The organism is Pseudomonas sp. GW821-FHT02A11 (assembly GCF_059421985.1).
The window spans coordinates 196,024-221,662 of sequence record NZ_JBWKWB010000009.1 but is presented as its reverse complement, the minus strand read 5'-3'; the positions used below and the strand labels follow the sequence as shown (position 1 = coordinate 221,662).

At 60.1% G+C, this 25,639-nt stretch carries 25 protein-coding genes; 9 read left to right on the top strand and 16 right to left on the bottom strand.

The features are described 5' to 3' along the window. Nucleotides 1–516: 516 nt before the first annotated feature. The 6 genes from msrQ to AC07V9_RS15800 form a co-directional block, all read right to left on the bottom strand. On the bottom strand, nucleotides 517–1,137 hold the full coding sequence (gene msrQ / locus AC07V9_RS15825; RefSeq protein WP_495016605.1) for a protein-methionine-sulfoxide reductase heme-binding subunit MsrQ: 621 nt from the start codon (nucleotides 1,135–1,137) through the stop codon (nucleotides 517–519). Beyond that, complete coding sequence (msrP, locus tag AC07V9_RS15820; protein WP_495016604.1) at nucleotides 1,137–2,153, bottom strand: protein-methionine-sulfoxide reductase catalytic subunit MsrP; 1,017 nt, start codon at nucleotides 2,151–2,153, stop codon at nucleotides 1,137–1,139. Before msrP ends, msrQ begins: the two co-directional genes overlap by 1 nt. Before the next feature lie 73 nt (nucleotides 2,154–2,226). Further along, nucleotides 2,227–3,075: a CDP-diacylglycerol--serine O-phosphatidyltransferase gene (pssA, locus tag AC07V9_RS15815; protein ID WP_495016603.1), complete on the bottom strand. Its 849-nt coding sequence runs from the start codon at nucleotides 3,073–3,075 to the stop codon at nucleotides 2,227–2,229. 151 nt (nucleotides 3,076–3,226) lie between these two features. After that, a complete protein-coding gene (gene ilvC / locus AC07V9_RS15810; RefSeq protein WP_495016602.1) occupies nucleotides 3,227–4,243 on the bottom strand; it encodes a ketol-acid reductoisomerase in 1,017 nt (338 codons plus the stop codon). Nucleotides 4,244–4,321: 78 nt separating this feature from the next. Continuing rightward, on the bottom strand, nucleotides 4,322–4,813 hold the full coding sequence (gene ilvN, locus AC07V9_RS15805) for an acetolactate synthase small subunit (protein WP_093469284.1): 492 nt from the start codon (nucleotides 4,811–4,813) through the stop codon (nucleotides 4,322–4,324). Nucleotide 4,814: 1 nt separating this feature from the next. After that, nucleotides 4,815–6,539: an acetolactate synthase 3 large subunit gene (locus tag AC07V9_RS15800; RefSeq protein ID WP_495016601.1), complete on the bottom strand. Its 1,725-nt coding sequence runs from the start codon at nucleotides 6,537–6,539 to the stop codon at nucleotides 4,815–4,817. A gap of 408 nt (nucleotides 6,540–6,947) precedes the next feature. On the opposite strand from AC07V9_RS15800, the gene AC07V9_RS15795 reads away from it, so the two are divergent. After that, complete coding sequence (locus AC07V9_RS15795) at nucleotides 6,948–7,373, top strand: DUF4124 domain-containing protein (protein WP_495016600.1); 426 nt, start codon at nucleotides 6,948–6,950, stop codon at nucleotides 7,371–7,373. Nucleotides 7,374–7,376: 3 nt separating this feature from the next. Here the strand turns inward: AC07V9_RS15795 and AC07V9_RS15790 are convergent, their stop codons facing one another. From AC07V9_RS15790 to mrcB, 3 genes are read right to left on the bottom strand one after another with little or no spacing between them, the layout of a single operon-like run. Beyond that, nucleotides 7,377–7,706 (bottom strand): YqcC family protein, encoded by a 330-nt coding sequence (locus AC07V9_RS15790; RefSeq protein WP_495016599.1) that lies wholly within the window; start codon nucleotides 7,704–7,706, stop codon nucleotides 7,377–7,379. Beyond that, complete coding sequence (locus AC07V9_RS15785) at nucleotides 7,699–8,454, bottom strand: tetratricopeptide repeat protein (protein ID WP_495016598.1); 756 nt, start codon at nucleotides 8,452–8,454, stop codon at nucleotides 7,699–7,701. Before AC07V9_RS15785 ends, AC07V9_RS15790 begins: the two co-directional genes overlap by 8 nt. 16 nt (nucleotides 8,455–8,470) lie before the next feature. Continuing rightward, nucleotides 8,471–10,792 (bottom strand): penicillin-binding protein 1B, encoded by a 2,322-nt coding sequence (gene mrcB / locus AC07V9_RS15780; RefSeq protein ID WP_495016597.1) that lies wholly within the window; start codon nucleotides 10,790–10,792, stop codon nucleotides 8,471–8,473. Nucleotides 10,793–10,924: 132 nt separating this feature from the next. On the opposite strand from mrcB, the gene AC07V9_RS15775 reads away from it, so the two are divergent. From AC07V9_RS15775 to AC07V9_RS15765, 3 genes are all read left to right on the top strand, one after another. Continuing rightward, nucleotides 10,925–12,460, top strand: coding sequence for a bifunctional aminoglycoside phosphotransferase/ATP-binding protein (locus tag AC07V9_RS15775; RefSeq protein WP_495016596.1), 1,536 nt, complete (start codon nucleotides 10,925–10,927; stop codon nucleotides 12,458–12,460). A 111-nt stretch (nucleotides 12,461–12,571) separates the two neighbouring features. After that, entirely contained in the window at nucleotides 12,572–12,916 is a 345-nt protein-coding gene (locus AC07V9_RS15770) for a pentapeptide repeat-containing protein (protein ID WP_495016595.1), read from the top strand. Between the two features lie 241 nt (nucleotides 12,917–13,157). Then, nucleotides 13,158–13,430 (top strand): TfoX/Sxy family protein, encoded by a 273-nt coding sequence (locus tag AC07V9_RS15765; protein ID WP_495016594.1) that lies wholly within the window; start codon nucleotides 13,158–13,160, stop codon nucleotides 13,428–13,430. A 201-nt stretch (nucleotides 13,431–13,631) separates the two neighbouring features. On the opposite strand, the gene deoC is transcribed toward AC07V9_RS15765, so the two are convergent. The 5 genes from deoC to AC07V9_RS15740 all read right to left on the bottom strand — a co-directional run bounded on the left by deoC (nucleotide 13,632) and on the right by AC07V9_RS15740 (nucleotide 18,153). Next, nucleotides 13,632–14,393: a deoxyribose-phosphate aldolase gene (deoC, locus tag AC07V9_RS15760; protein ID WP_495016593.1), complete on the bottom strand. Its 762-nt coding sequence runs from the start codon at nucleotides 14,391–14,393 to the stop codon at nucleotides 13,632–13,634. Nucleotides 14,394–14,542: 149 nt separating this feature from the next. Next, nucleotides 14,543–15,442 (bottom strand): ChaN family lipoprotein, encoded by a 900-nt coding sequence (locus AC07V9_RS15755; protein WP_495016592.1) that lies wholly within the window; start codon nucleotides 15,440–15,442, stop codon nucleotides 14,543–14,545. A 13-nt stretch (nucleotides 15,443–15,455) separates the two neighbouring features. Then, nucleotides 15,456–16,223 (bottom strand): heme ABC transporter ATP-binding protein, encoded by a 768-nt coding sequence (locus AC07V9_RS15750; protein ID WP_495016591.1) that lies wholly within the window; start codon nucleotides 16,221–16,223, stop codon nucleotides 15,456–15,458. Continuing rightward, the gene (locus AC07V9_RS15745; RefSeq protein WP_495016613.1) at nucleotides 16,223–17,206 is read right to left on the bottom strand and encodes a FecCD family ABC transporter permease; all 984 of its coding nucleotides are present in this window, start codon (nucleotides 17,204–17,206) and stop codon (nucleotides 16,223–16,225) included. The genes AC07V9_RS15750 and AC07V9_RS15745 overlap by 1 nt, the downstream gene beginning before the upstream one ends. Nucleotides 17,207–17,256: 50 nt before the next feature. After that, a complete protein-coding gene (locus AC07V9_RS15740; protein WP_495016590.1) occupies nucleotides 17,257–18,153 on the bottom strand; it encodes a heme/hemin ABC transporter substrate-binding protein in 897 nt (298 codons plus the stop codon). Between the two features lie 150 nt (nucleotides 18,154–18,303). Between AC07V9_RS15740 and AC07V9_RS15735 the strand changes: the two genes are divergently transcribed. Beyond that, nucleotides 18,304–18,633, top strand: coding sequence for a Rieske (2Fe-2S) protein (locus AC07V9_RS15735; protein ID WP_495016612.1), 330 nt, complete (start codon nucleotides 18,304–18,306; stop codon nucleotides 18,631–18,633). On the opposite strand, the gene sfsA is transcribed toward AC07V9_RS15735, so the two are convergent. Then, on the bottom strand, nucleotides 18,611–19,354 hold the full coding sequence (sfsA, locus tag AC07V9_RS15730) for a DNA/RNA nuclease SfsA (protein WP_495016589.1): 744 nt from the start codon (nucleotides 19,352–19,354) through the stop codon (nucleotides 18,611–18,613). The two genes, AC07V9_RS15735 and sfsA, sit on opposite strands and share 23 nt — an antisense overlap. Then, nucleotides 19,354–20,526: a pyridoxal phosphate-dependent aminotransferase gene (locus AC07V9_RS15725; RefSeq protein WP_495016588.1), complete on the bottom strand. Its 1,173-nt coding sequence runs from the start codon at nucleotides 20,524–20,526 to the stop codon at nucleotides 19,354–19,356. Before AC07V9_RS15725 ends, sfsA begins: the two co-directional genes overlap by 1 nt. Before the next feature lie 351 nt (nucleotides 20,527–20,877). On the opposite strand from AC07V9_RS15725, the gene dksA reads away from it, so the two are divergent. From dksA to AC07V9_RS15705, 4 genes are all read left to right on the top strand, one after another. After that, entirely contained in the window at nucleotides 20,878–21,321 is a 444-nt protein-coding gene (dksA, locus tag AC07V9_RS15720; protein WP_495016611.1) for an RNA polymerase-binding protein DksA, read from the top strand. A gap of 176 nt (nucleotides 21,322–21,497) precedes the next feature. Next, nucleotides 21,498–22,385 carry a tRNA glutamyl-Q(34) synthetase GluQRS gene (gluQRS, locus tag AC07V9_RS15715; RefSeq protein ID WP_495016587.1) on the top strand — a complete coding sequence of 296 codons (888 nt, stop codon included), beginning with the start codon at nucleotides 21,498–21,500 and terminating at the stop codon, nucleotides 22,383–22,385. Between the two features lie 126 nt (nucleotides 22,386–22,511). After that, nucleotides 22,512–22,688, top strand: coding sequence for a hypothetical protein (locus AC07V9_RS15710; RefSeq protein WP_002552060.1), 177 nt, complete (start codon nucleotides 22,512–22,514; stop codon nucleotides 22,686–22,688). Next, nucleotides 22,672–25,626, top strand: coding sequence for a sensor histidine kinase (locus tag AC07V9_RS15705; protein ID WP_495016586.1), 2,955 nt, complete (start codon nucleotides 22,672–22,674; stop codon nucleotides 25,624–25,626). Before AC07V9_RS15710 ends, AC07V9_RS15705 begins: the two co-directional genes overlap by 17 nt. Nucleotides 25,627–25,639: the final 13 nt, after the last annotated feature.

The window sequence follows — 25,639 nt, the reverse complement described above, 5'->3', positions numbered from 1 at the left end:
AACTCTTCAGTTCAATACTGCAATCGGGTTTTGAGAAAACCCTATAAACTTGGCTCAGCAATCGTTGGTTAAACCATGATTTCTCGTGGAGTAACGTGCGATGCTGATAATCAGTTGACTTCAGTCTTACAGCGCAAGCACCCACACGAATTGCTTGATTCAGTTGTTAAAGAGCGGTGGGTCAAGAGCGTTTCGTCTCAACCGAGGCGCGCATTCTACAGCAGCGTCTCATCTTGTCAAGCGGTTATTTTCAGAAGTTTTCAAAATTTCTTGATCAACTTCAACCACTTGCGCTTCGTTCGATGCTTCATCTCACGTCAGCGGGAGGCGAATTCTACAGCGTTACCACTTGCTGTCAACCACCTTTTTCACCGCTTGCGATCAGAGCGTTTCGACCGAAGCACCTCCTCGCTATCGCGAACCTGTAACTCATTGAATCTAAAGAAGTTTTAGGTTCCGACTGCGCCGGAAGTGGGGCGAATTATAGAGAGATTCGGAGGGGCGTCAAGCACTTATTTAAACTTTTGTTACAGCCCCTGCCCTTCTACTGGAAAGGCGCGGAATTCGCCTCGCAATTGCGGGGATTCTCAGCACTAACAGCAGCACACCCATCAACGCATAGACAGCCCACTCTTTAAGATCGGCCCTGACGATCCAGAGGAAATGCAGCAACCCCAGTCCGAGGATCAGATACGCCAGCCGATGCAGCTTCTTCCAGCGCGCACCAAACCGACGCTGACTGTAGCGGTTGGACGTGATCGCCAGCGCCAGCAACCCCAGAAACGCCAGGGTGCCAACAATAATGTAAGGCCGCTTGACTAGCTCGACACCCAACTGTGCCCAATCGAAACCCAGAATAAAGAAGCCATACCCCAACATATGAAGCAGCGCGTAGGTAAAGCACCACAAGCCCAACTGACGACGCACCAGCACCCACCCTGCCCAACCGGTGATTCGCTGCAGCGGCGTCATCGCCAACGTGATCAGCAACAGCACCAGCGTTCCCAGACCGAAGCGATCCACCAGCGCTTTGCCAGGATCAGGGCCCAGGTCGAGAATCCATGCCTGGTGCAGCCATATGACGGGTGGAATGCACACTGCCACAAAGACGGCCAGGCGCCAGAACAGATAACGCATCAATATTTCGTCCGCAGATCCATGCCTGTATAGAGAGAAGCGACTTGCTCCCCGTACCCGTTGAACATTTCCGTTGGCCGAATATTGGGACTGAATAACCCACTCGGCAGCCGCCGCTCACGGGCCTGAGTCCAGCGCGGATGATCGACGGTCGGGTTCACGTTGGCATAGAAACCATATTCATTTGCCGCAATGCTCTGCCAAGTAGTCTTGGGTTGCTCGCTGACCAGACTGATGCGCACGATGGACTTGACGCTCTTGAAGCCATACTTCCATGGCACAACCAGACGCAACGGTGCGCCATTCTGATTGGGCAACTCGCGCCCATACATACCCACGGCCAGAATCGCCAAAGGATTCATGGCCTCATCCAGACGAAGCCCTTCTACATAAGGCCAGTCGATCAGGGCAAAGCTGGAGCGCTGTCCCGGCATCATTTTCGAATCCTGCAGGGTTTCGAAGCGTATGAACTTGGCCTCGGAGGTGGGTTCGACCTGCTTGAGCAGTTCGGAAATCGGGAAACCCATCCACGGGATCACCATTGACCACGCCTCGACACAGCGCAAACGGTAGATCCGCTCTTCCAGTTGGTAAGGCTTCATGAAGTCTTCAAGGGCGTAGCGACCCGGCTTACCCACCTCACCATCGATCACAACGGTCCAGGGCTCGGTCTTCAGGGAGCCTGCGTTTTGCGCGGGATCACCCTTGTCGGTGCCGAACTCGTAGAAGTTGTTGTAGTGGGTGGCGTCCTTGTACGGGGTGATGGCCTCGTTCTGGACAGTCACGGCCTGCCATTTGGTCGAAGGCAGTTTATCCTTGAACCAGCCCGGCGCGCTCCCGGCGTCGACCCCATCGTATTGAGAAACCGGGTCGGCTGCTTGCACCCAGGAAGGCAACGCGCTGACGGCGAGCCCCGCCAAGGAAGCGCCCAACACGGCGCGGCGGGAGAGATAGATTGATTCAGGCGTGACATCCGACTCTTTGCAGGCGGATGCGGAAGGGATCTTGATGAGCATGGCGACTCCGCAGCCAAGGTGATTGGCTCAACCTTATAGGCTGCGAAGTGCCCTGTGAAATGAATCTATGACTCTATTTGTGACGACGCAGGCGCAACAGGTACTGAACCGGGCCAGACGCTGCATAGCCGAGGAAAATCAGCAGCAGGATGCGCGGCGGATCGCTGAACACCACCGCGAACACCAGCACCACCGCGAGAATCGCCACGAAAGGCACCCGCCCCTTGAGGTCCAGCTCCTTGAAGCTGTTGTACTTGATGTTGCTGACCATCAGCATGCCGGCAGCCGCCACCAGCAGCGCCACCAGAAAGGACAGCTTGGAACCCTGGATGCCGTAATCGCTGAATGCCCAGACCGTCCCTGCAACGACACCTGCCGCCGCCGGGCTCGCCAGACCGATGAAGTAACGCTTGTCGGCCTTGCCCACCTGGGTGTTGAAGCGCGCCAGACGCAGCGCCGCCCCCGCCACATAAATGAAAGCGACCATCCAGCCCACCTTGCCCATGTCGCCCAACGCCCAGCCGAACGCCAGCAATGCCGGCGCGACGCCGAACGCGACCATGTCCGACAGGGAATCGTATTCAGCGCCAAACGCGCTCTGGGTGTTGGTCATGCGCGCAACACGGCCGTCCAGACCGTCGAGCACCATCGCAACGAAAATGGCGATGGCCGAGAAGGCGAAGTACTTGCTCGCCCCTGCCGCGTCGCCTGCGCTCAAGGCGCTCTGCGCGCTCATGGCACTGATGATGGCGTAGAAACCGGCAAACAGGTTCGCCGTCGTAAACAGGTTGGGCAGCAGATAGATGCCGCGATGACGGACTTTGCGCCCTTCGTCGTCGTGGCCCTCTTCTATATGTTCATCGATCGGTAGCAGGCTTTCGGCGTCAGAGGCCTTGTTCGGCTCTTCGGGACGTTCGCTCATGGACATTACCTTGCAGCTATGAATTTTCGACAGGTGCTCGCGGCGACATGCGCCAGCAAACGATGCAGCTTTATACCAGATGAACCCCCGGAACGAAAAAACGCGACCCGAGGGCCGCGTTCTTCGTAAACCGCAATCAGGCTACAGAACGTTAGTTCTTGGTCTGGTCAACGATTTTGTTCTTGGCGATCCAAGGCATCATCGAGCGCAGTTGCTCGCCGATGATTTCGATGCCGTGGGCCTTGTTGTTGCGGCGCTTGGCAGTCATCGATGGGTAGTTGGCAGCACCTTCGGCGATGAACATCTTGGCGTATTCGCCGTCCTGGATGCGCTTCAGAGCGTTACGCATGGCCTGACGGGATTCGGCGTTGATGACTTCAGGGCCGGTCACGTACTCGCCGTATTCGGCGTTGTTGGAGATCGAGTAGTTCATGTTGGCGATACCGCCTTCGTACATGAGGTCAACGATCAGCTTCAGTTCGTGCAGGCACTCGAAGTAGGCCATTTCCGGCGCGTAGCCAGCTTCAACCAGGGTTTCGAAACCGGCTTTGACCAGCTCGACGGTACCGCCGCACAGCACGGCTTGTTCGCCGAACAGGTCAGTTTCGGTTTCGTCCTTGAAGGTGGTTTCGATGATGCCGGTACGGCCGCCGCCAACGCCCGAAGCGTAGGACAGAGCGACGTTCTTGGCATTGCCCGAAGCGTCCTGATAGATAGCGATCAGGTCAGGGATACCGCCGCCTTTGACGAATTCGGTACGTACAGTGTGACCCGGCGCTTTTGGCGCGATCATGATCACGTCCAGGTCAGCGCGAGGCACGACCTGGTTGTAATGAATCGCGAAACCGTGGGAGAAAGCCAGGGTGGCGCCCTTCTTGATGTTCGGCTCGATTTCGTTCTTGTACAGCTGGGCCTGGAATTCGTCCGGGGTCAGGATCATGACCAGGTCGGCAGCAGCAACGGCGGAAGCAACGTCAGTCACTTTCAGGCCATGGGCTTCAGCCTTGGCGACAGTAGCCGAACCTTTACGCAGGCCAACGGTGACATCAACGCCGGAGTCTTTCAGGTTGCACGCTTGAGCGTGGCCCTGGGAGCCGTAACCGATGATGGCAACTTTTTTGCCCTGGATGATGGAAAGGTCGCAGTCTTTGTCGTAATAAACTTTCATGAAATTCCCCTGTTATCTTGGCCGTTGAGGCCATGCGCTAAATTATTTGGGCCGCGAGGCCAGTTGCTCAAAAGTGGGTCAGATGCTCAGCACTTTGTCGCCGCGGGCAATGCCCGTGACGCCGCTGCGTACGGTTTCCAGGATGGCGGTGGTGCCAATGGCCTGAATAAAGCTATCCAGTTTGTCGCTCGTCCCTGTCAGCTGCACGGTGTAGACACTGCTGGAAACATCAACGATCTGGCCGCGGAAGATGTCCGTGGTGCGCTTGATCTCGGCGCGCTGGGCGCCGGTGGCCTTGACCTTGATCAGCATCAGTTCGCGCTCGATGTGAGCACTCTCCGACAGATCGACCAGCTTGACCACTTCAACCAGCTTGTTGAGGTTCTTGGTGATCTGCTCGATCACCTCATCATGGCCGACGGTGGTCAGCGTCAGACGCGACAGGGTCGGGTCTTCGGTTGGCGCCACGGTCAGGCTTTCGATGTTGTAGTTGCGCTGCGAAAACAGGCCAACGACGCGAGACAGAGCACCCGGTTCGTTTTCCAGCAAAAGCGAAATGATGTGCCGCATGTTAGGTACGCTCCGTCTTGCTCAGCCACATATCGCGCATCGAGCCGTCTCTGATCTGCATCGGATAGACGTGCTCGGCAACATCGACCTGGATGTCGAGGAACACCAGGCGATCTTTCATGGCGAACGCTTCTTCCATCTTGGGCTTGAGGTCTTTCAGATCGGTGATCTTCATACCGACGTGACCGTAGGCTTCGACCAGCTTCACGAAGTCAGGCAGCGACTCCATGTAGGAGTGCGAGTGGCGACCGCTGTAGCTCATGTCCTGCCACTGACGGACCATGCCCAGCACGCCGTTGTTGAGCAGGATGATCTTGACCGGCAGGTTGTACTGCAGGCAGGTCGACAGTTCCTGAATGTTCATCTGGATGCTGCCTTCGCCGGTAACGCAGGCGACGTGGGCATCCGGGAAGCTCAGCGCAACGCCCATGGCGGCCGGAAGACCGAAGCCCATGGTGCCCAGACCACCGGAGTTGATCCAGCGATTGGGCTTGTTGAAGCGGTAGTACTGCGCCGCGAACATCTGATGCTGGCCCACGTCGGAGGACACGTAAGCGTCCCCTTTGGTGACTTCGCACAGGGTTTCGATCACGGTCTGCGGCTTGATCAGGCTCCCATCGCCACGGTTGTACGGGAACAGGTCGCCACCGGCACGCCACTCGTCGATCTGCTTCCACCAGGTCGCAACGGACTCCTTGCTCGGGGCCTCGCCGATTTCCTTGAGGGTCGCCACCATTTCGGTCAGCACGCTCTCCACGGGACCGACGATAGGCACGTCTGCCTTGATGGTCTTGGAGATCGAAGCCGGGTCGATGTCGATGTGGATGATCTTGGCGCCCGGGCAGAAACGCGAGGCACCGTTGATGACGCGGTCATCGAAACGCGCGCCGACCGCGAGAATCACGTCCGAGTGGTGCATTGCCAGGTTGGCGGTGTAGCTGCCGTGCATACCGAGCATGCCGACGAACTGGCGATCAGTACCTGGATACGAACCAAGGCCCATCAGGGTGTTGGTCACTGGCGCGTTCAGCAGTTGCGCCAGTTCGGTCAGCGGCGCGGAGCCGTTGCCCATGACCACGCCGCCACCGGCGTAGATGATCGGACGCTTGGCGGCCAGGAGCATTTCCACAGCCTTGCGGATCTGACCCGAGTGCCCGCGAACGGCCGGGCTGTAGGAACGCAGCTTGGCTTTTTTCGGGAAAACGTATTCGAACTTCTCGGCCGGGTTGGTCATGTCTTTCGGGATGTCGACAACGACAGGACCAGGACGACCGGACTGCGCCAGGTAGAAGGCTTTTTTCAGGACTTCCGGGATTTCCGACGGGTGTTTGATCATGAAGCTGTGCTTCACGATCGGACGGGAGATACCGATCATGTCAGTTTCCTGGAACGCGTCGGTACCGACCATGGTGCTTGGAACCTGGCCCGACAGCACGACCATCGGGATGGAGTCCATGTAGGCGGTCGCAATACCGGTGATGGCGTTGGTGGCACCGGGACCGGAAGTCACCAGCACCACGCCAGCCTTGCCGGTGGCGCGCGCGTAGCCGTCGGCCATGTGAGTGGCAGCCTGTTCGTGACGAACAAGGATGTGGCTCACGGCCGGCTCTTTGAACAGCGCGTCGTAAATATGCAGGAGGGCACCGCCGGGGTACCCATAGATATGCTCAACGCCTTCGTCACGCAAAAAGCGGACGACCATTTCAGCGCCAGATAAAAGCTCCACGTTGTTCACCTCTAAAACGCCAGAATACCGTCCACAAAAGAGGAGACGGGTCTTAATAGGTTTACTGCCAGCAGAGCATGAGCGACGGTGGTCGCCGACTACGTCAGCACTGACTGAGCAAGTATTGGGATCGCCCCTTAAGTGTTTCGGGGTCTTCCCACCCAGCGCGAGGTAACGCGTTGCGGGTGTAACAGGTCGACGCGGGTGTGCGCCTCATGATCTGCCGAGACGGTCTGCTTCTGGCAGTCCCTCTACAGCGGACTTTGGATTGTTCTGATTCGCCTCTCTCAAGTCAAGTCATCGATGCGCTTTCTTCACTCACCTGCCACGAAAAAGCACCGAATGAGGTCGTCGTCACCTGTGTGTGGTAGGTTTCCACCGCACAGCAAACGAAGTTAAGGAAGCCGTATGCGCTGGAAGAAGCTCGCCGCCACCCTGACGTTGGCAGTCACTTGTGTCACTGGTCATGCGGCGCAGATTTATAAGTGGGTCGATGCCCAGGGGGTCACTCATTTCGACGCCCAGCCGCCTGTCGGGCAACCAGCACAGGAAATCGAATCGCAAAAGCCGGTCACGCCCCCACCCGCCTCGCCCGTACAGCCGGATGCCAATCAGGAGCAGCAAGCGGCCGATGCGAAGGTGAAGAGGCAGGTAGCCGCTCAGGATGCCCAGCGCAAGGAATACTGCCAGCGCCAGCGCACCAATCTCGCCCAGTTACAGAACAACCCGCGAGTGCGTGAAGAGGTTAACGGGGAGCTTCGGCGGTTTACCGAAGAAGAGCGTCAGGCGCGTATCGCCGAGGTCAAGAAGTCCATCGACGACACGTGCAACTGAGGATCACACGGATTCGGTGATCAAACGATCGAACTGCGCCAGCAGCGCTTGCAGCGCGCGGGTTTCCTGAGCACGACTGGCATAGACCATCTGTGCCATTTCCAGAATACCCGACGCATTGGGCAGCGCCAGATCCTGTTCCAGGATGACTTTCATTCGGGGCAGGAAAATCCACTGCAGCCACTGATCGAAATCCAGCGTGTCGACGCAGAACGGCTCACGACTCGACAGTGCCTCGTCGCTGGGTGGCACGTCTTTCCACCAGCCCAGCACACGCAGTTCGCGCTCGATCAGCAGCAGTTGATCGGCGATCTTCGGAAAGCGTTTATCCATTGGCCTTCTGCCGAGCCAGCGCGGCGCCCGCCGCATCGCCTTGTTTCTCGCGGGCCTGGGCGATCAGACCCCACAGGCTGGCTTGCAGGCTGGCACGACCATTGGCGTAGGTCAGACCACGACGGGCCAGTTGTTCGGCCTGAGGGGCATCGCCCTGGGCCAGACGCACTTGCGCCAGGCGATACAGCACCTGAGGCTCGCGCGGAGCGACACGTTGCGCTCGCTCAAGGCTCGACGACGCGCCATTGAGGTCGCCACTGCTCTGCTGTTGCTGAGCCGTGGTCAGCAGCGCGAGTACCGGACCATCGAGTTGCTCGTCAGCCGACAGCCCGCCGCTCGATGCCGAAGGAATACCCGTCGGCGCTGACGACGGCATGTTGTAGGTGTTACTGGTCGCGGCAGGCGGCGTGTAGGTGTTGTCGGCCGGCGCCTGATAAGCCGGGGACGTGGTGATCGGCGCGCTGCTGATTGGCGCCGAGCTCGGCGGCACGAACGTCGAAATCGGTGCTGCGCTGGCATTGGCCCCACCGGGCACCATGACCGTTACGCCGGAATCTTCTTGAATCGATTGCGCTTGCGCCGGGCTCTGCACCGGAGCGCGATAGGTGTTGTTACGGTTTGCCGAGACCCGCTCGCTGTTGGACACGCGAGAACCGGAGTCCACCACCGGGATATTGCTGCGCGTCTGACTGGCGCAACCGTTGAGCAAAGCCAGAGCTGTTAAAGCCGGAATCCACCACTTGTTCACTTCACACCCTCTTCGCTTAGTTCAACCAGCCTTTGACCCAGTCCATCACCGATTCGGCAGGCGCCGACGGGCCACCACAGGTCGGGCCGGGTTGCGGCTCACTGCCGCGAATATACGGCATCTGCACGGCGCCCGGGCAGCTTGCATCGGTGCCTTGGCCGGTGGATGCATTGACCCACGCCTGAACGACGTTGTCGGGCATGGCCATGTCCAGCGGCAATGGGTCAGCCTTCTTCATGAAGCTGGTCCAGATCTGCAAGGCACCGGTAGCGCCGGTAAACGGCGTCTTGCCGTTGTCGTCGCGGCCCATCCACACGATCGCCAGCAAGTCCTGGCTGAAGCCTGCGAACCAACTGTCGCGCGAATCGTTGGTCGTACCGGACTTGCCCGCCAGGTTCAGCGTGCTGGGCAATACGTTGTACACCGACTTGCCCGTACCTTCGCGCATCACGCGCTGCATGGCGTTCTGCAGCAGATAGATGGAGCCCGGATCGAAGCGCTGCTGGATCTGGAACGGATAACGTTTGAGCGGCTCCCCCTCGGCAGTCAGCACGCTGCGAATCCCGCGCAATGGCGTGTTGAAACCGCCGCTGGCGATGGTCTGGTACATAGTCGCCACTTCGATCGGGCTCAGCGCACCTGCCCCCAGCAGCATCGACGGGAACGTCGGCCAGTCGCGGGTCACGCCCAGCTTGGTCAGGGTCTTGAAGACGTTCGGCACGCCCAGATCCAGACCCAGCTTGGCGCTGGACAAGTTGTAGGAATGCGCCAGCCCCTGGTACAGGAAAATGTTGCCGTGGGCCTTGTGGTCGAAGTTCTGCGGCTTCCAGATCTGGCCGTCAGCGCCTTTGACCTGGAACGGCTCATCCGGCACCCAACTGGTCAGGGTGTACTGCTGCGGACGCTCGAGCGCGGTCAGGTAAATCGCGGGTTTGACCAGCGAGCCGATCGGACGCACCGCATCCAGCGCGCGGTTGAAGCCCGCGAAACCGGCCTGACGGCTGCCGATCAGCGCTTGCACTTCACCGGTTTCCGGGTTGGTCACGACCATCGCCGTTTCCATATCATCCGCGCCCTTGCGCCCGGCAATCTTGGCGAAGCTTTCGCGCACGGCCGCTTCGGACTTCATCTGCAGGATCGGGTCGAAACTGGTGAAGATGCGCAGGCCTTCTTCGGTCAAGTCTTCGTCGCGGTAGTCCTGACGCAGCTGGCGTTTGACCAGATCGAGGAAGTCCGGGAACGAGCTGTCCGCCAGCGACCCCATCTTCGTCACACCCAGTGGCATTTTTTTCGCGGCGGCCACGGCCTCGGCCGAAGCAACACCCTGCTGCTCCAGCAGATCGAGCACCAGATTGCGGCGCTCAAGGGCACGATCCGGATTGCGACGCGGGTTGTAATAGGAAGGCCCCTTGACCAGACCCACCAGCAACGCCACTTGATGCAGCTTGAGTTCCGACAGCGGCTGGCTGAAGAAATACTGGCTGGCCAGACCGAAGCCGTGGACCGCGCGCTGACCGTCCTGACCGACGAACACTTCGTTCAGGTAAGCCTCGAGGATTTCCTGCTTGCTGTAGTGCATCTCCAGCAGCACGGCCATCATGATTTCGGTCAGCTTGCGCGTGATGCTGCGCTCGTTGGTCAGGTAGAAGTTCTTGACCAACTGCTGAGTCAGTGTCGAACCGCCCTGACGCAACTGCCCCGCCGATGCGTTGACCCAGAAAGCCCGCACGATCGACTTGGGCGACACACCCAGATGGTGATAGAAATCACGGTCTTCGACGGTCACGAGCGTGTCGAGCAGGTAAGGCGGCGCCTGATCGAGCTTGATCAGAATGCGGTCTTCGAGGTTTTTCGGGTACAGACCGCCAATCAGCAGCGGTTCGAGCCGCGCCACGGCCAGTTTGGAGCCGTTGGCGGCAGTCAGGTCGGCGACGTAATCGCCGGAGAACCGCACATGAATTTGCTGGGCCGGGTCTGCGCCTTCATAAAACTGAAAACCACGGGTATTCAGGTCGACGTTATTGCCGTTCACGGCCGCAGCGCCTGGCCCGTTGGCGACGCTTTCGCGGCGATAGCCCAAGGCGTCGAGTTCGAGCAGGAAGTCATCACGCGACAGCTTCTGGCCGACGAACAGCTCAAGCGGACGGGCGTAGACCTTGGCCGGAATCGTCCAGCGCTTGCCGGAGAATTTTTCCTGGACGATGGAATCCAGGTAAACAGCGAAGCAGGCCAGTACCACCAGCCCGACAAGACTGAGTTTCAGGGCCCAGCCCAACAGACTGCGCATGCGGCTGTTGGTGGGTTTAGGGGATTTTTTTGCAGTGCGGGATCGAGTCATGGCGGCGGATTATACGCACTTTCAAAGTCATCGGCAGACCACCTCACAGCGGTTTGCAGCGATGCGCCGAGCGGCCATAATGGCCACCTTTAGTCATTTCAATATCGACTTCTCATCTTTCAAGGATCGTCCGTGAGCCAGACACTGATAGCAGCGCTTCAAAATCCTGCCCTGTTTCCCCATCCGGTGGAGCAATTTCAGGTCATCGAAACGCATATTTCATGGGTGCTGCTCACTGGCCCCTACGTTTATAAGATCAAGAAACCGATGAACTTCGGCTTCCTCGATTTCACTACCCTGTCGGCTCGCGAACATTTCTGCCATGAAGAGCTGAAGCTCAACGGTCGCCTGACTGAAGATTTGTATCTGGAAGTTTTGCCGATTACGGGCAGCGCTGAAGCGCCGCAGCTTGGCGGTGAAGGCGAGGTCATCGAATACGCGCTGAAAATGCGTCAGTTCTCCCAAGACGGCCTGCTCAGCACCCTGCAGGCCAAGGGTGAGCTGACCACTGCGCACATCGACGAAATGGCCCGGCAGATCGCCGAATTCCACCTGAACACGCCGCGAGTGCTGTCAGAAAGCCCGCTGGGCTCGCCTGAGTACGCGATGGCGCCCGTCACTCAGAACTTTGAGCAGATCCTGCCGTTTCTTTCCGAGAAGGCCGACCTCGTTCAGCTCAATGCACTGGAAGCCTGGGCGAACGCCAGCTACGAGCGCCTGAAAGAGTTGATGGGCCGCCGCAAGGCCGAAGGCTTCATCCGCGAATGCCACGGCGATATCCACCTGGGTAACATCACCCTGATCGACGGCAAGGTCGTGATCTTCGACTGCATAGAATTCAACGAGCCGTTCCGCAAGACCGACGTCTATGCCGACATCGGTTTCCTGGCCATGGACCTGGAAGACCGCGGCCTGAAGAGCCTGTCCCGCCGCCTGATCAGCCAGTATCTGGAGCACACCGGCGATTACGAAGGCCTGGAACTGCTCAACTTCTATAAAGCCTACCGCGCATTGGTTCGCGCCAAGGTCGCCCTGTTCAGCCTCTCGCCCGATGCCGATCACGTGCAGCGCGCCACCACCCTGCGCCAGTACCGCAACTACGCCAACCTGGCAGAAAGCTACAGCGCCATTCCTTCGAACTTCCTGGCGATCACCCATGGCGTGTCGGCTGTCGGCAAAAGTCACGTGGCCATGCGTCTGGTTGAAGCGCTGGGGGCCGTTCGTCTGCGCTCGGATGTCGAACGCAAGCGTTTGTTCGGCGACAGCCAGGACCTGTATTCGGCGGACGTCAGCAGCAAGACCTATCAACGCCTGAACGAGCTGGCAGCGGTTGTCCTGCGCGCCGGTTTCCCGGTGGTGATCGACGCGACCTACCTCAAACACGAGCAGCGCCTGACCACTGCCAATGTCGCCGAAGCGACCGGCGCGCCGTTCCTGATTCTCGACTGCGCTGCGCCAAAGGCAGTGATCGAAGGCTGGCTGGCCCAGCGTCAGGCGCAGAACGATGACCCGTCCGACGCCACGATGGAGGTCATCGACGCGCAGTTGGCCAATCGCGAGCCTTTGACGGCTGACGAAATCCTGCGCAGCCGTCACGTTGAGACCAATCTCAGCGGCGATCTGGACAAGCTCGTAACCGACATCCGTCAGTGCCTGCCGGGTCTGTAAACCCGAGCGCAAGCGCAGCGCACCAATCATCGAATCGTGAAGAACATCACTTCACGACTCGATGATGGTGGCATTATAATGGCGTCAGAATTCCAACAAGGTGACGCCAGGATGAACCAGCCCAAACAGCTCGACTCGCCGCTTTTCGCGCTGCTGCGAAAAGATGACGTGAACGCCTTCAATCTCCAACGTCCCAAAACCGGCCCTATCGATCTGGTCGGCGGCGATTTTCGCGGCCTGGATCTGCGCGAACTCAACGCTGACGAGATCGACTTCTCGGACGCCTACTTTCGCTCGGCCGACTTGCGAGGCGTGGACTTCCGTACAGCCTCACTGGAAGGCGCCAGCATTGCCCACGCGCAAATCTCCGGGGCCTACTTTCCGGCTGAACTGAGCGCTGATGAAATCCTCATGTCCGTCAATTTCGGTACCCGCCTGCGTTACCGCACCCGCTGAGTCATACCGACGCTCGCGCTCGCGAGGCGTCTATTTCCTGCCCTGCATGCGCAGACATGCCGGGCCTGCGCCAATCGAATTCCCTCGTTTGAAGCTACCGCCTGGCGGTTGGGCCGGTATTTGCCGATGAATCCAGTCGAGTGCGAAATAACCCGCTCTACACTGATTGCATGGCTTGCATAGGCAGTGTTTACAAGTCCAGGAGGTCAGGACCAAGGAGCTACACCCGCAAGGAGGCATCATGGAAGACGAACTGTTACAGATGAAAAATCTGGGCAAGACATCCGCACAATGGCTACACGCATCCGGCATTCACAGCGTCGCCGACCTACGTCGACTCGGAGCCATCGGTGCTTATCGAGCGGTCAAGACCCGCGGGTTTCGATCACGCAAGTCATTGCTCTATGCCATTGAGGGCGCGCTGCTCGACCAGCACTGGCGCGACCTGCCTCCTGAACGCAAGGAGGAACTAATCGAACAATTGTCCGGGAATGGGGGCCAACACCGACTGTAACGGGCAATCCTGAAAATAGTTTGAGATTGCCTGTTGACTTACAAATGAGAATCACTATGATTATCACATCCAGTCGCGAGACTGGCTGGTAACCTGAAAGGCTCCTTGGTTCGGACTCTCAGATTATCTCCTCATCAGGCTAATCACGGTTTTTGACCCGGCTTTTTGCCGGGTCTTTTTTTGCCTGTGTGATTTGCCCGCTCAAGGCCGCACCCCAAGATGCGCCAGCAGGTCATCCAGCAGGCTGTTAGCCCCTAGTCGCAAGCGCCCCGGCTCCAGCCAGCCCGGCCCGAATCGCGCCTGCGCCATCTCCAGATACAGCCGCGCCTCGCTCAATGTGCGCACATTGCCAGACGCCTTGAACCCCACTTGCGAGCCCAGTTCGGCAATGGCCTCGATCAGAATCCGTGCCGCCTGCGGTGTGGCACAGGCAATCTGTTTGCCGGTACTGGTCTTGAGAAAGGCTGCCCCCTCACGAATGGCCGTGCGGCAGGCGCTGTGGATAATTTGCGGATCGCGCAGCACACCGGTTTCCAGAGTGACGGTCAGCCTGCCGCGCTGTCCGCATTTGGCCCTGCACGCGGCGATCATTTCACCACCGAGCCGCTTGTCGCCGCTCATCTGCGCGTTGAAGGGGTAGACCAGATCGATTTCGTCGACACCTGCCAGCATCGCGGCGTGGGTTTCCGATTCAACACTGCTGATCGAAGCCCCTCCGTTCGGGAAATTCACGACGGCGGCCACCTTGACTTCCCGCGCATTGAGGCTGTCGAGCGTCCTGCGTGCCAGCCCGGCGAATCGGGGCGATACGCAAACCGCTGCAACGTTTCCCACGGGAGTCAGCGCCCGTTCACACAACGCGACAATTCGCTCGGAACAATCATCCGCATTCAACGACGTCAGCTCAAGCAACCCTAATGCCTTGCGAGCAACCTCTTCATCACTTTCATTCGCCCTGTTCATGCCACCCTCCTCGTCACCCGGCCAGATCCGGGGCTGCGACGATAATCCAGGGCGAGGGCGCGTGAGCGGCCACAAGGAGGCTAGAGAGTGGGCCTACGTGACTATCAGAAATATCCTAAGGAATTTGCCTGCAAAAATACGCGGATCCGTCAGCGAGAAGGGGCTCGCATCCGGGCGCAGTAATCCTGATCGGGGATCGCCGCGGTAAACCAAACGTAATCGGCGCTGTGAGGTTCGACCTCGCTGCCCACCTGAGCGAACAGCAAGACGACCGATGTATCGGTGCTCCCCAGATCGGCCATGTGCAGGGGTACGCCAAGGTCTTTGCGGACGTGATAGCTGCCGGCAAACAGCAGCGCAGGCGCAGGCGCGTCCATCACGCTGCGGGCCATGCGTCGATCCCGCTGTTGCTGGACGGACAGCATGGCGGGCAGCGCATCCTCGGGCAGCAGGCCGCAGTGAGATTCGCGAACCTGAGAGAGCAGCTGTTCAAGAACCGTGCTGCTGGTCGACAGCGTGCCGCTCAACGCTGGGCGCTGGTGATAAATCGCCCCCACTTCCTGCGCGCCAAGGTTGGCTGATAGCAGCGGGTACGGCTGAGCCAGGGCAAAACGCACCACCGGACCATATAGCGCCCAATCCCAGCCCTTCTGCCAACCAAGGGCGGCGGGAAAATCGGCGGGATAGCTGCCCTGCTGAATCTGTTTTTGCACAGCGTCGACTGTCGCTTGCTGGTCGGGCGTGAGCATCTCCAGCAACAGGCTGCCTTGCTTGCGTTGATCGGCAAGCGCCTGCAACAGCCACAGTTGCAGCGCATGGTGATCGGGGTTGTCATGCTGCTCGCCGACCAATACCCGCGACGCGTCCGCCAGCCGGACGACGAGTTGTTGCGGGGTCAGGGTTTGCCCGCTGTTGAGGTCCCGAATCATGCCCAGATCCACGTGCTCACGCCCCTCGGGGCTCTGCCAGCTGGGAAGAGGCGGTAACGTTGGCGGCGACTGGCACGCGCTTGCCAACGACAACACCAGCAAAAACAGGTGACGACGCACACGAACTCCTTGCTCAGCGCGCGATGATCAGCGGATGGCCCCGCTCGGGATGTCGCTGCACCAGCACCTCCAGCCCGAACACGGCCTTGAGCGCATCAGGCACCAGCACCTCTTCGGGGGAACCCAGCGCGTAAGGACGCCCCGACTCCAGCAACAGCAGGCGATCGCAATAGCGCGCGGCCAGGTTCAAGTCGTGCAGGATCACCATCACAGCGCCCCCACGATTGGCAAACTCGCGCACGGCCTGCAGCGTCGTGTGCTGATGCAGCGGGTCGAGCATCGAGGTCGGCTCGTCGAGCAACAGCGTCTGCCCACCCTCGCCCGGCCACAACTGCGCCAGCACACGGGCCAGATGCACCCGCTGACGTTCACCACCCGACAGCGCCAGGTAACTGCGATCGTGCAAATGCCAGGCATCGGCGGCCTCAAGTGACGCCTGAATGATCTCGACATCTCGTTGCAGGCCGCTGTCGTGGGGCAAACGGCCCATCGCTACCACTTCATGCACCTTGAACGCGAAGCTCAAGGTCGAACTCTGCGGTAACACGGCCAGGCGTTTCGCCCGTTGCTGGCCCGACCAGTGCGAAAGCGGCTGGTCATCCAGCCAGAGCTGCCCGGCGCTGGTCTTCAGTTCCCCACACAATGCGCCCAGCAGCGTGCTCTTGCCAGCACCGTTCGGCCCCAACACACCGAGCATCTGGCCGGGTTCCAGCCTCAGGTCGATACCCGCCAGCACACATTTGCCGTCCCGATGAACGCTGAGGTTTTCGGCTTTCATCATTAGGTACGGCCTCGCACCAACAGAAACAGAAAAAACGGCGCGCCGATCAGCGCGGTAACAATCCCGATGGGCAGTTCAGCCGGCGCCAGCACCAGACGGGCGAAGACGTCGGCCAGCAGCAACAGGCTCGCCCCGGCCAATGCCGAGGCAGGCAACACCACGCGATGATCCGGGCCTGCAATCAGACGCACCAGATGCGGCACGATCAAGCCGACAAACCCGATCAGTCCTGCTGCTGCAACGGCAGCGCCGACACCCAGGGCGATGCACAGCACCAGTTCGCGCTTGAGCCGTTCCACCTCGATGCCTAAGTGCCGCGCCTCCGACTCACCGAGCAGCAGCGCATTCAACGCTTTGGCCCTGCGCGGCAACCAGAGGATCACCAGCACGCAGACCAGCAGCAGCGGCCAGAGCCTCGCGTAACTGGCGCCGTTGAGGGTGCCCAGGTTCCAGAACGTCAGGGTGCGCAACGTCGCGTCATCGGCCAGGTAGGAAAACAGGCCGATGATCGACCCGGCCAGCGCCGTCATCGCCACCCCCGCCAATAACATGATTCCGACGCTGGTCTGGCCATCTCGACGTCCCAGTCGATAGACGATGCCAGTCACGATCAGCCCCCCGGCAAATGCCGAGATCGACAGCAAATACGGAGCGATCATCGAGGAAATTCCGCCGTACCAAGCGCCCGCAACAATCGCCACGGCCGCACCCAGCGCAGCGCCGCTGGAGACGCCGACCAGACCGGGATCAGCCAGCGGGTTTCGAAACAGGCCCTGCATCGCCACGCCGGACAACGCCAGCACGGCGCCGACCGCCAGCCCGAGCAGCGTCCTTGGCATGCGAATTTGCCCGAGGATCAGCTCGGCCTGCTCCAAATGGTCACCCGAAACCGGGACGCCCAGCAGGCGTAGCCCGGCTCGCAGGGTGTCCATGAGCGGCAGGCTCACGGGCCCCAGCGCCAGCGAAAGCCAGATCGCCAGCACGCATATGATGCCCAGGACAATGAACAGGGTGCGAGGCCGCAGCATGGCCCTCATTGCGCGGGCGTGACCTTGGCATTGAGCGAGGTGTCTGCCGGGTAGAAGGCTTTGGTCAGGGTTTTCATTGCCTCAGGCAAACGTGGGCCCAGGCCGCCGACCAGCAGCGTGGGGTCGACTTCGATCAGGCGGTTATTGCGTGCAGCCTGGGTGGCTGCCAGCAGAGGGTTCTCCTTGAGCAGGGCATCGCGGGAGGCGGCGTTGTCTTGCGCGCGATCCGTGAATACCAGCACCTCAGGATTCAAGCCGGCCATGGCTTCGGTGGAGAAAATTTTGTAACCGGCGTGGGTCGCAAGGTTACGGCCACCTGCCTGTTTGATCAGCCAGTCACCCACAGTGCCGACCCCCGCCACCATAGGGCGAGAGCCCGCATGGCTGACCAACAGCAGCACGCCTGGCGCCGATTGATGCTGTTGCGCCTGCGCGACCCAGGTGTGCTGGCTCTCCAACTGCTGGGCATACTGTTCGCCGGCTTCGCGGGCCTGGGTTTCTTTGCCGAGTAATGCACCGAGTTTTTGCAGATTGCCCTGCAGCGCGCTGATTTCAGCGCCTGCGGAGAAGACTTCAACCTTCACGCCCGCCGCGCGCAATTGTTCCAGCACAGGGGGCGGCCCCATTTCTTCCGTCCCCAGCAGAATATTCGGACGCAAACTCAGGATGCCTTCCGACGACAACTGACGTTGATAGCCGATGCTCGGCAATGACTTGATGGATTCAGGGTGTTGGCTGGTGGTGTCGATGCCCACCAGATGCGACTCCCCGCCCAGCGCTACGACCCACTCCGTCAACGCGCCACCGGCACTGACCCAGCGCTGCGGCTGTGCATCGGCCATCGCCAGCTGCGTGAATGTAATTCCGATCAGAACAGCAGTCAGCTTGGCGATCAAGCGCATGAGAGGAAGCGTCCTTTATAGAGAGGGGGCGCGTCTGGAGAAGCCTGGAATCGACGCGTCATTTGCAGAGCTGTCAGACTAGGCGGCCCGCGACAGCGGGGCAATTTGATAATGACTTGCATTTACACGTCAAGCGCGAAGGAGGCTCCGCTGAAACACTTGTGTAACGCAATGGATCTGGACGAAGGAAAAAGCCGTGCATTCGAGGTCGATGGCTTCTCCCTGCTGGCCGTGAGGCGTGCCGGGCAGGCCTACGTCTACCAGAATCGCTGCCCTCATCGCAGCGTGCGACTGGAGTGGGAGCCTGACCAGTTTCTTGATGCCAGTGCCAGCCTGATCGAGTGCGCGACCCATGGCGCGCTGTTTCTGATCGAAAGCGGCGAATGCATCGCAGGGCCGTGCGAGGGTAAATCACTGATCGCCATCGAGTGCGGCGAAGACGCTCAGGGGGTCTGGATCAAGCTGCCGGCACGGGACTGAGGGCGACCGCTTGAGCCAGATGCACCTCCAATCGACGATCAACCCGCACCTCTTCAGGCGTTAGCATCACGCCATACGCAAGCACTTCGACGCCTGCGGCCACCGCATCCCTCAAGGCTGCGGCATACCCCGCGTCTATTTCCTCGGCAGGCCGAACGGCTTCGATCCCGGTCAAGTTCACGCAATACAGCAGCACCGCACGCACACCCTCTCGCGCCAGCGCCGCCAACTCGCGCAGATGCTTGGCGCCGCGCTGGGTCACCGCGTCGGGGAAGGCTGCGACGTTGCTGTCGTCAAACCCCAGTGTCACGCTTTTGACTTCCAGATACAGCGAGCCCTGCGGGTAGTCCAGGCGGAAGTCGACGCGACTGTTTTCCTGGCCGTAGGCGACTTCGCGCTTGAGCGCGGTAAAGCCGTTCAGCTCAGTGATCACACCCGCCAGCAGCGCTTCTTCGACCAGCTTGTTGGCTCGCCCAGTGTTGACGCAGGCGAAGCGCCCTTGAGGGGTTTCGCTGATTTCCCAGGTACCGGGCAGCTTGCGTTTTGGGTCATTGGAGCGGCTGAACCACACGCGCCCGCCGGGCATCATGCAGTTGAACATGGAGCCAGTGTTGGGGCAGTGAATGGTCAGCCGCTCACCGTTGGGGGTTTCGATATCCGCCAGAAAACGTTTGTAACGCTGCAGCAGACGGGCTTCTTCAAGTGGCGGAGAAAAGCGCATCAGCCTTGCCAACTCCGCAGTCCGCGCCCGATTCGCTCGACTGCTTGCTGCAACCGCTCCAGGCTCTGGGTATAAGCAAAACGCACATGGTGGCCGGCCTGGTGACGGCCAAAATCCAGGCCTGGCGTGAACGCGACGTACTCGGTCTCCAGGAAATGTCGGCAGAACGCAAAGGCATCGCCACCAAAGGCGCTAATGTCGGCGTAGAGATAGAAGGCGCCTTCGGGTTCTACCGCGATGTTGAAGCCCAACTCGCGCAAGGCGGGCAGCAGGAAATCCCGGCGCTTGCCGAACTCGGCGCGACGCTGTTCGAGGATTTCCAGGGTCTGCGGTTCGAAACAGGCCAGTGCCGCAGACTGCGCCATGCTGGGTGCACTGATATAGAGGTTTTGCGCGAGTTTTTCCAGATCACCGATCGCCGCTTCAGGCGCAACGAGCCAGCCGAGGCGCCAGCCGGTCATGCCGAAATACTTTGAAAAACTATTCAGGACAAAGGCGTCGTCATCGACTTCCAGCACACTGCTGGCATCGGTGCCGTAGGTCAGGCCGTGGTAAATCTCGTCCACCACCAGATGCCCGTCCCGCGCCTTGAGCGAAGCGGACAGCGCCGCCAGTTCATCGCGATGCAGTAACGTGCCGGTCGGGTTGGCCGGCGAGGCCACCAAGGCGCCGACGCTGTCTTGATTCCAGTGTTGGGCGACCAGTTCCGGCGTCAGTTGATAGCGCACCTCGGGACCGACCGGCACAAGCTGCGCCGCGCCCTCAATCAAACGCAGAAAGTGCCGGTTGCAGGGGTAACCCGGATCGGCCAGCAGCCAATGCTTGCCGGGGTCGACCAGCAGGCTGGAGGTCAACAACAGCGCGCCTGAGCCGCCGGGAGTGATGAGAATCCTCCCCGGATCGATGCTCACGCCGTAGCGCTGCTGATAGAAGCCCGCGATGGCTTCGCGCAATTCGGGCAGCCCGCGGGCGGCTGTGTAACGGGTCTTGCCCGCCGCGAGCGCGGCCTGCCCGGCCTTGATGATGGGCTCGGCGGTGGTGAAATCGGGCTCGCCGATTTCCAGGTGAATGACGTCGTGCCCCGCCGCCTGCAGTTCATTGGCACGGGCCAGCAGCGCCATCACATGAAAGGGTTCGATGGCGCGGCTGCGCGCACTGTAGGGCTGGGGCATCGGTCTTCCTTTATTCACAAGTATCGAAACAGGCCGTCGATTCTACTCAACCGCCTGCAATGCGACAGGCTTTATCCACCCGCCCCTGTCGCAAAAGTGCCGACGATCCACAAATCGCGACGTTATCGTCCAAGGGGCTAGACTGATGGCACTGCAAAATAATATAAAACCGGGCGCTTTGGCTGTGGTCATAGTTCACGGGCGCGTTGTAGAGCCAGGCTCGACAACCGGGAGTAGCGCGCTCCGATTCGATCTGGTAAGTTCGCCCGCTTGCAGCCGCAGGGCCGGCAGGTGTCGGCGATGGATCATTACCCTGCGCAATGGCTTAGAAGAGTGAGAGGCGGTCCGTTCATGCCCACCGAAGAAAAGCAAAAAAACAACCAAACGATTAGCGGTTTCGCGCCTTACGTTGAAACCAAAGGCGAGGAATACATGGGTGCGCCCATGCGTGCTCACTTCGTCAAGATCCTGAACAAGTGGAAACAGGACTTGATGCAGGAAGTCGACCGCACGGTTGACCATATGAAAGACGAAGCGGCCAATTTCCCTGACCCTGCCGATCGTGCAAGTCAGGAAGAAGAGTTCGCTCTGGAACTGCGTGCTCGTGACCGTGAGCGCAAGTTGATCAAGAAGATCGATAAGACGCTGCAACTGATCACCGACGAAGAATATGGTTGGTGCGAATCCTGCGGCATCGAGATCGGCGTCAAGCGTCTTGAAGCCCGCCCGACTGCCGACCAGTGTATCGACTGCAAGACGCTGGCTGAAATCAAGGAAAAACAGGTCGGTAAATGACCCTGTTTTTTTGCATGAGACAAAGGACGCTTCGGCGTCCTTTGTCGCTTTAACGGTTCAGATGCTGCCTTCGGTCCCACAGCCGTAGCGGTGAAGCTTTGGGTAGTCCACTTCCTACATGAACCGTGGCAGCGTCCGGTTTTTTGGACCTGTGATTTCCAGTACCATCACCGCCCATGAAATCCCCTTCCTATATAGGGCGCTTTGCGCCAACTCCGAGCGGTTATCTGCACTTCGGCTCGCTGGTCGCAGCGCTGGCGTCGTATCTGGATGCACGCGCGGTCGGTGGTCTGTGGCTAATGCGCATGGAAGACCTGGACCCGCCCCGTGAGGAGCCCGGCGCACAGGCCGCAATCCTCGATACGCTGGAAACCTACGGCTTCGAGTGGGACGGCGAGTTGGTCAGGCAAAGCGATCGCCGCGATGCCTATCAGGACATCATCAACCGCTGGTTCAGCTACGGCCTGGCCTACGCATGCACCTGCTCGCGCAAGCAGCTGGAAGACTATCAGGGCATTTACCCCGGCCTTTGTCGCAATGCGGGGCATTCGCCAGATAACGCTGCCATCCGCATTCGCGTGCCGGAACTGGAATACCGCTTCAAAGACCGGGTGCAGGGCGCATTCGCGCAACACCTGGGGCGTGACGTCGGTGACTTCGTGATTCGTCGTCGCGATGGCCTGTACGCCTATCAACTGGCAGTGGTGCTCGACGATGGCTGGCAGGGCGTCACCGACATCGTGCGCGGCGCCGACCTGCTGGATTCCACGCCCCGTCAGCTTTACCTGCAAGAACTGCTGGGCCTGCCGCAACCGCGCTACCTGCACGTTCCGCTGATCACCCAACCCAACGGGCATAAGCTGGGCAAGTCCTACCGCTCGCCGCCGCTGCCCGCTGATCAGGCGACTCCACTGTTGATGCGAGCCTTGCGCGCCCTTGGCCAGCCGGCGCCAGGCGAGTTGTCGTACGCCACCCCACGTGAAGTGCTGGGCTGGGGAATCGCTCACTGGAATGCCGAATTGATCCCGCAGGTCGCCACGATCGAGGAAGCTCGAATAGACTGAGCCAGAGCGGTTGCCCCGAAATGCAGCACAAAGCTGGCCGAAACGTCGCTTGCAGCCGGATAGCCATCCGTTACCATGCCGCTCCTTCGGGCTCATGTCTTCGTCACACTCAACCTGGGAGGCCAAATGTACATCTACCGATTGGTCCTGCTCCTGGTGGTAGGCATCTACCTTTTCTCCCCGGCCATCATGGACTGGTGGATCGACGCGACAGGCGCTTGGTACCGGCCTTACATGCTGTGGCTGATCCTGATCGTGGTGACTTTCATTCTGCAGAGCCAACGAGATGCCGATGAGCTTTAGCCTGACCCAGATGATTCTGGTCAGTGCTGCCTACCTGCTGGTGCTGTTCGGCGTGGCCTGGATCAGCGAGCGCGGCCTGATCCCGCGCTGGATCATCCGCCACCCATTGACCTACACCCTTTCGCTGGGGGTCTACGCCAGTGCATGGGCCTTCTATGGCACCGTGGGCCTGGCCTACGAATACGGCTACGGCTTTCTGTCCAGTTATCTCGGGGTCTCGGGCGCGTTTCTACTGGCGCCGGTGCTGCTTTATCCGATTCTGAAAATCACCCGCACCTATCAACTGTCGTCGCTGGCAGACCTGTTCGCCTTTCGCTTCAGAAGCACCTGGGCGGGGGCGTTGACTACGGTTTTCATGCTGATCGGCGTATTACCGCTCTTGGCCCTGCAGATTCAGGCGGTGGCGGACTCCATCGGCATCCTCACCCGGGAGCCGGTGCGTAACTACGTCGCCCTCGCCTTCTGCGTCATCATTATCCTGTTCACCATCTTCTTTGGCTCGCGCCACATCGCCACCCGGGAAAAACACGAAGGGCTGGTGTTCGCCATTGCCTTTGAATCGGTGATCAAGCTGGTGGCCATCGGCGGGATCGGCGTCTACGCGCTGTATGGCGTGTTTGACGGCCCGCAGAGCCTTGAACAATGGCTGCTGCAGAACCAGAGCGCGCTGGCCGCTCTGCACACGCCGCTGCAAGAAGGCCCGTGGCGCACGCTGTTGCTGGTGTTCTTCGCCTCGGCCATCGTGATGCCGCACATGTATCACATGACCTTCACCGAAAACCTCAATCCGCGCTCGCTGGTCAGCGCCAGCTGGGGCCTGCCGCTGTTTCTGCTGTTGATGAGTCTGGCGGTGCCGCTGGTGCTGTGGGCCGGGCTGAAACTCGGCGCCACCACCAGCCCGGAATATTTCACCCTTGGCATCGGCATCGCCGCGCACAACCCGGCGCTGGCACTGTTGGCGTACGTCGGTGGGCTGTCAGCAGCGAGCGGTCTGATTATCGTCACCACGCTGGCGCTTTCGGGCATGGCCCTGAACCATCTGGTGCTGCCGCTCTACCAGCCGCCCGCCGAAGGCAATATCTATCGCTGGCTGAAATGGACCCGCCGTGGCCTGATCGTCGCCATCATCATGGCGGGCTACGGGTTTTACCTGCTGCTGGGCGCCAAGCAGGACCTGGCCAACCTGGGCATCGTCGCCTTCGTCGCCACGTTGCAGTTCTTGCCGGGCGTCTTGTCGGTGCTGTACTGGCCAGCGGCCAACCGCCGGGGCTTCATGGCGGGGTTGGTCGCCGGGATCGTGGTGTGGATGGTCAGCATGCTGTTTCCGCTGATCGGCAACTTCCAGGGCTTCTACATCCCCCTGCTGAACATGATCTACGTGCTGGATGACACCAGTTGGCACATGGCCGCCATCGCATCCCTGGCCGCCAACGTACTGGTGTTCACCCTGATTTCGCTATTCAGCAACCCCAGTCCCGAGGAGGCCAGCGCCGCCGAGGCCTGTGCCGTAGATAACGTACGTCGCCCGCAACGCCGCGAGCTGCACGCCGTGTCCCCTCAGGAATTCGCCACGCAACTGGCCAAGCCGCTGGGCGCCAAGGCCGCTCAGAAGGAAGTCGAGCAGGCCCTGCGTGATCTGTATCTGCCGTTCGACGAGCGTCGCCCTTATGCGCTACGCCGCCTGCGCGACCGGATCGAAGCCAACCTGTCCGGACTGATGGGGCCGAGTGTTGCGCAGGATATGGTTGAAACCTTCCTGCCCTACAAGTCGGGCAGCGAAAACTACGTCACCGAAGACATTCACTTCATCGAAAGTCGCCTTGAGGACTATCACTCGCGCCTGACCGGCCTTGCCGCCGAACTCGATGCCCTGCGCCGTTATCACCGCCAGACCCTGCAGGAACTGCCCATGGGCGTCTGCTCGCTGGCCAAGGATCAGGAGATCCTGATGTGGAACAAGGCCATGGAAGAGCTCACCGGCATTGGCGCCCAGCGCGTCGTCGGTTCGCGCCTCGAGACCATCGCCGACCCGTGGCGTCAGTTACTGCTGGGCTTCATCAACGTGCCGGACGAACACTTGCACAAGCAGCGTTTGGCGCTGGACGGCCAGACCCGCTGGCTCAACCTGCACAAAGCGGCCATTGATGAGCCCCTCGCGCCCGGCAACAGCGGGCTGGTGATTCTGGTGGAAGACCTGACCGATACGCAGATGCTCGAAGACAAACTCGTGCATTCCGAGCGTCTGGCAAGCATCGGCCGCCTTGCCGCAGGCGTCGCCCACGAGATCGGCAACCCGATCACCGGCATCGCCTGCCTTGCGCAAAACCTGCGCGAAGAGCGTGAAGAAGACGGCGAACTCACCGAGATCAGCAGCCAGATCCTCGAACAGACCAAACGCGTGTCGCGCATCGTGCAATCGCTGATGAGCTTCGCCCACGCGGGTGGCCATCAGCATTCCGACGAAGCGGTGTGTCTGGCCGAAGTCGCCCAGGATGCCATCGGTCTGCTCGCGCTCAACCGGCGCAATTTCGAAGTGCAATTCTACAACCTGTGCAACCCGAACCACTGGGTCGATGGCGACCCGCAACGGTTGGCCCAGGTGCTGATCAACCTGCTCTCCAACGCCCGTGACGCCTCGCCTGCGGGCAGCGCGGTGCGGGTCAAGAGCGAAGCGTCCGAACATACGGTCGATTTGATCGTCGAAGACGAAGGCACTGGAATTCCGAAAGCAATCATGGACCGCTTGTTCGAACCGTTCTTCACCACCAAGGATCCGGGGGAAGGGACAGGCCTGGGGCTCGCACTGGTCTATTCCATCGTTGAAGAGCATTATGGACAAATCACCATCGACAGCCCGGCTGACCCCGAGCAACAACGCGGAACCCGTATTCGGGTGACATTACCGCGACATGTCGAAGCGACGTCCGCTGTGAACTGAGACCGTCGAGAGT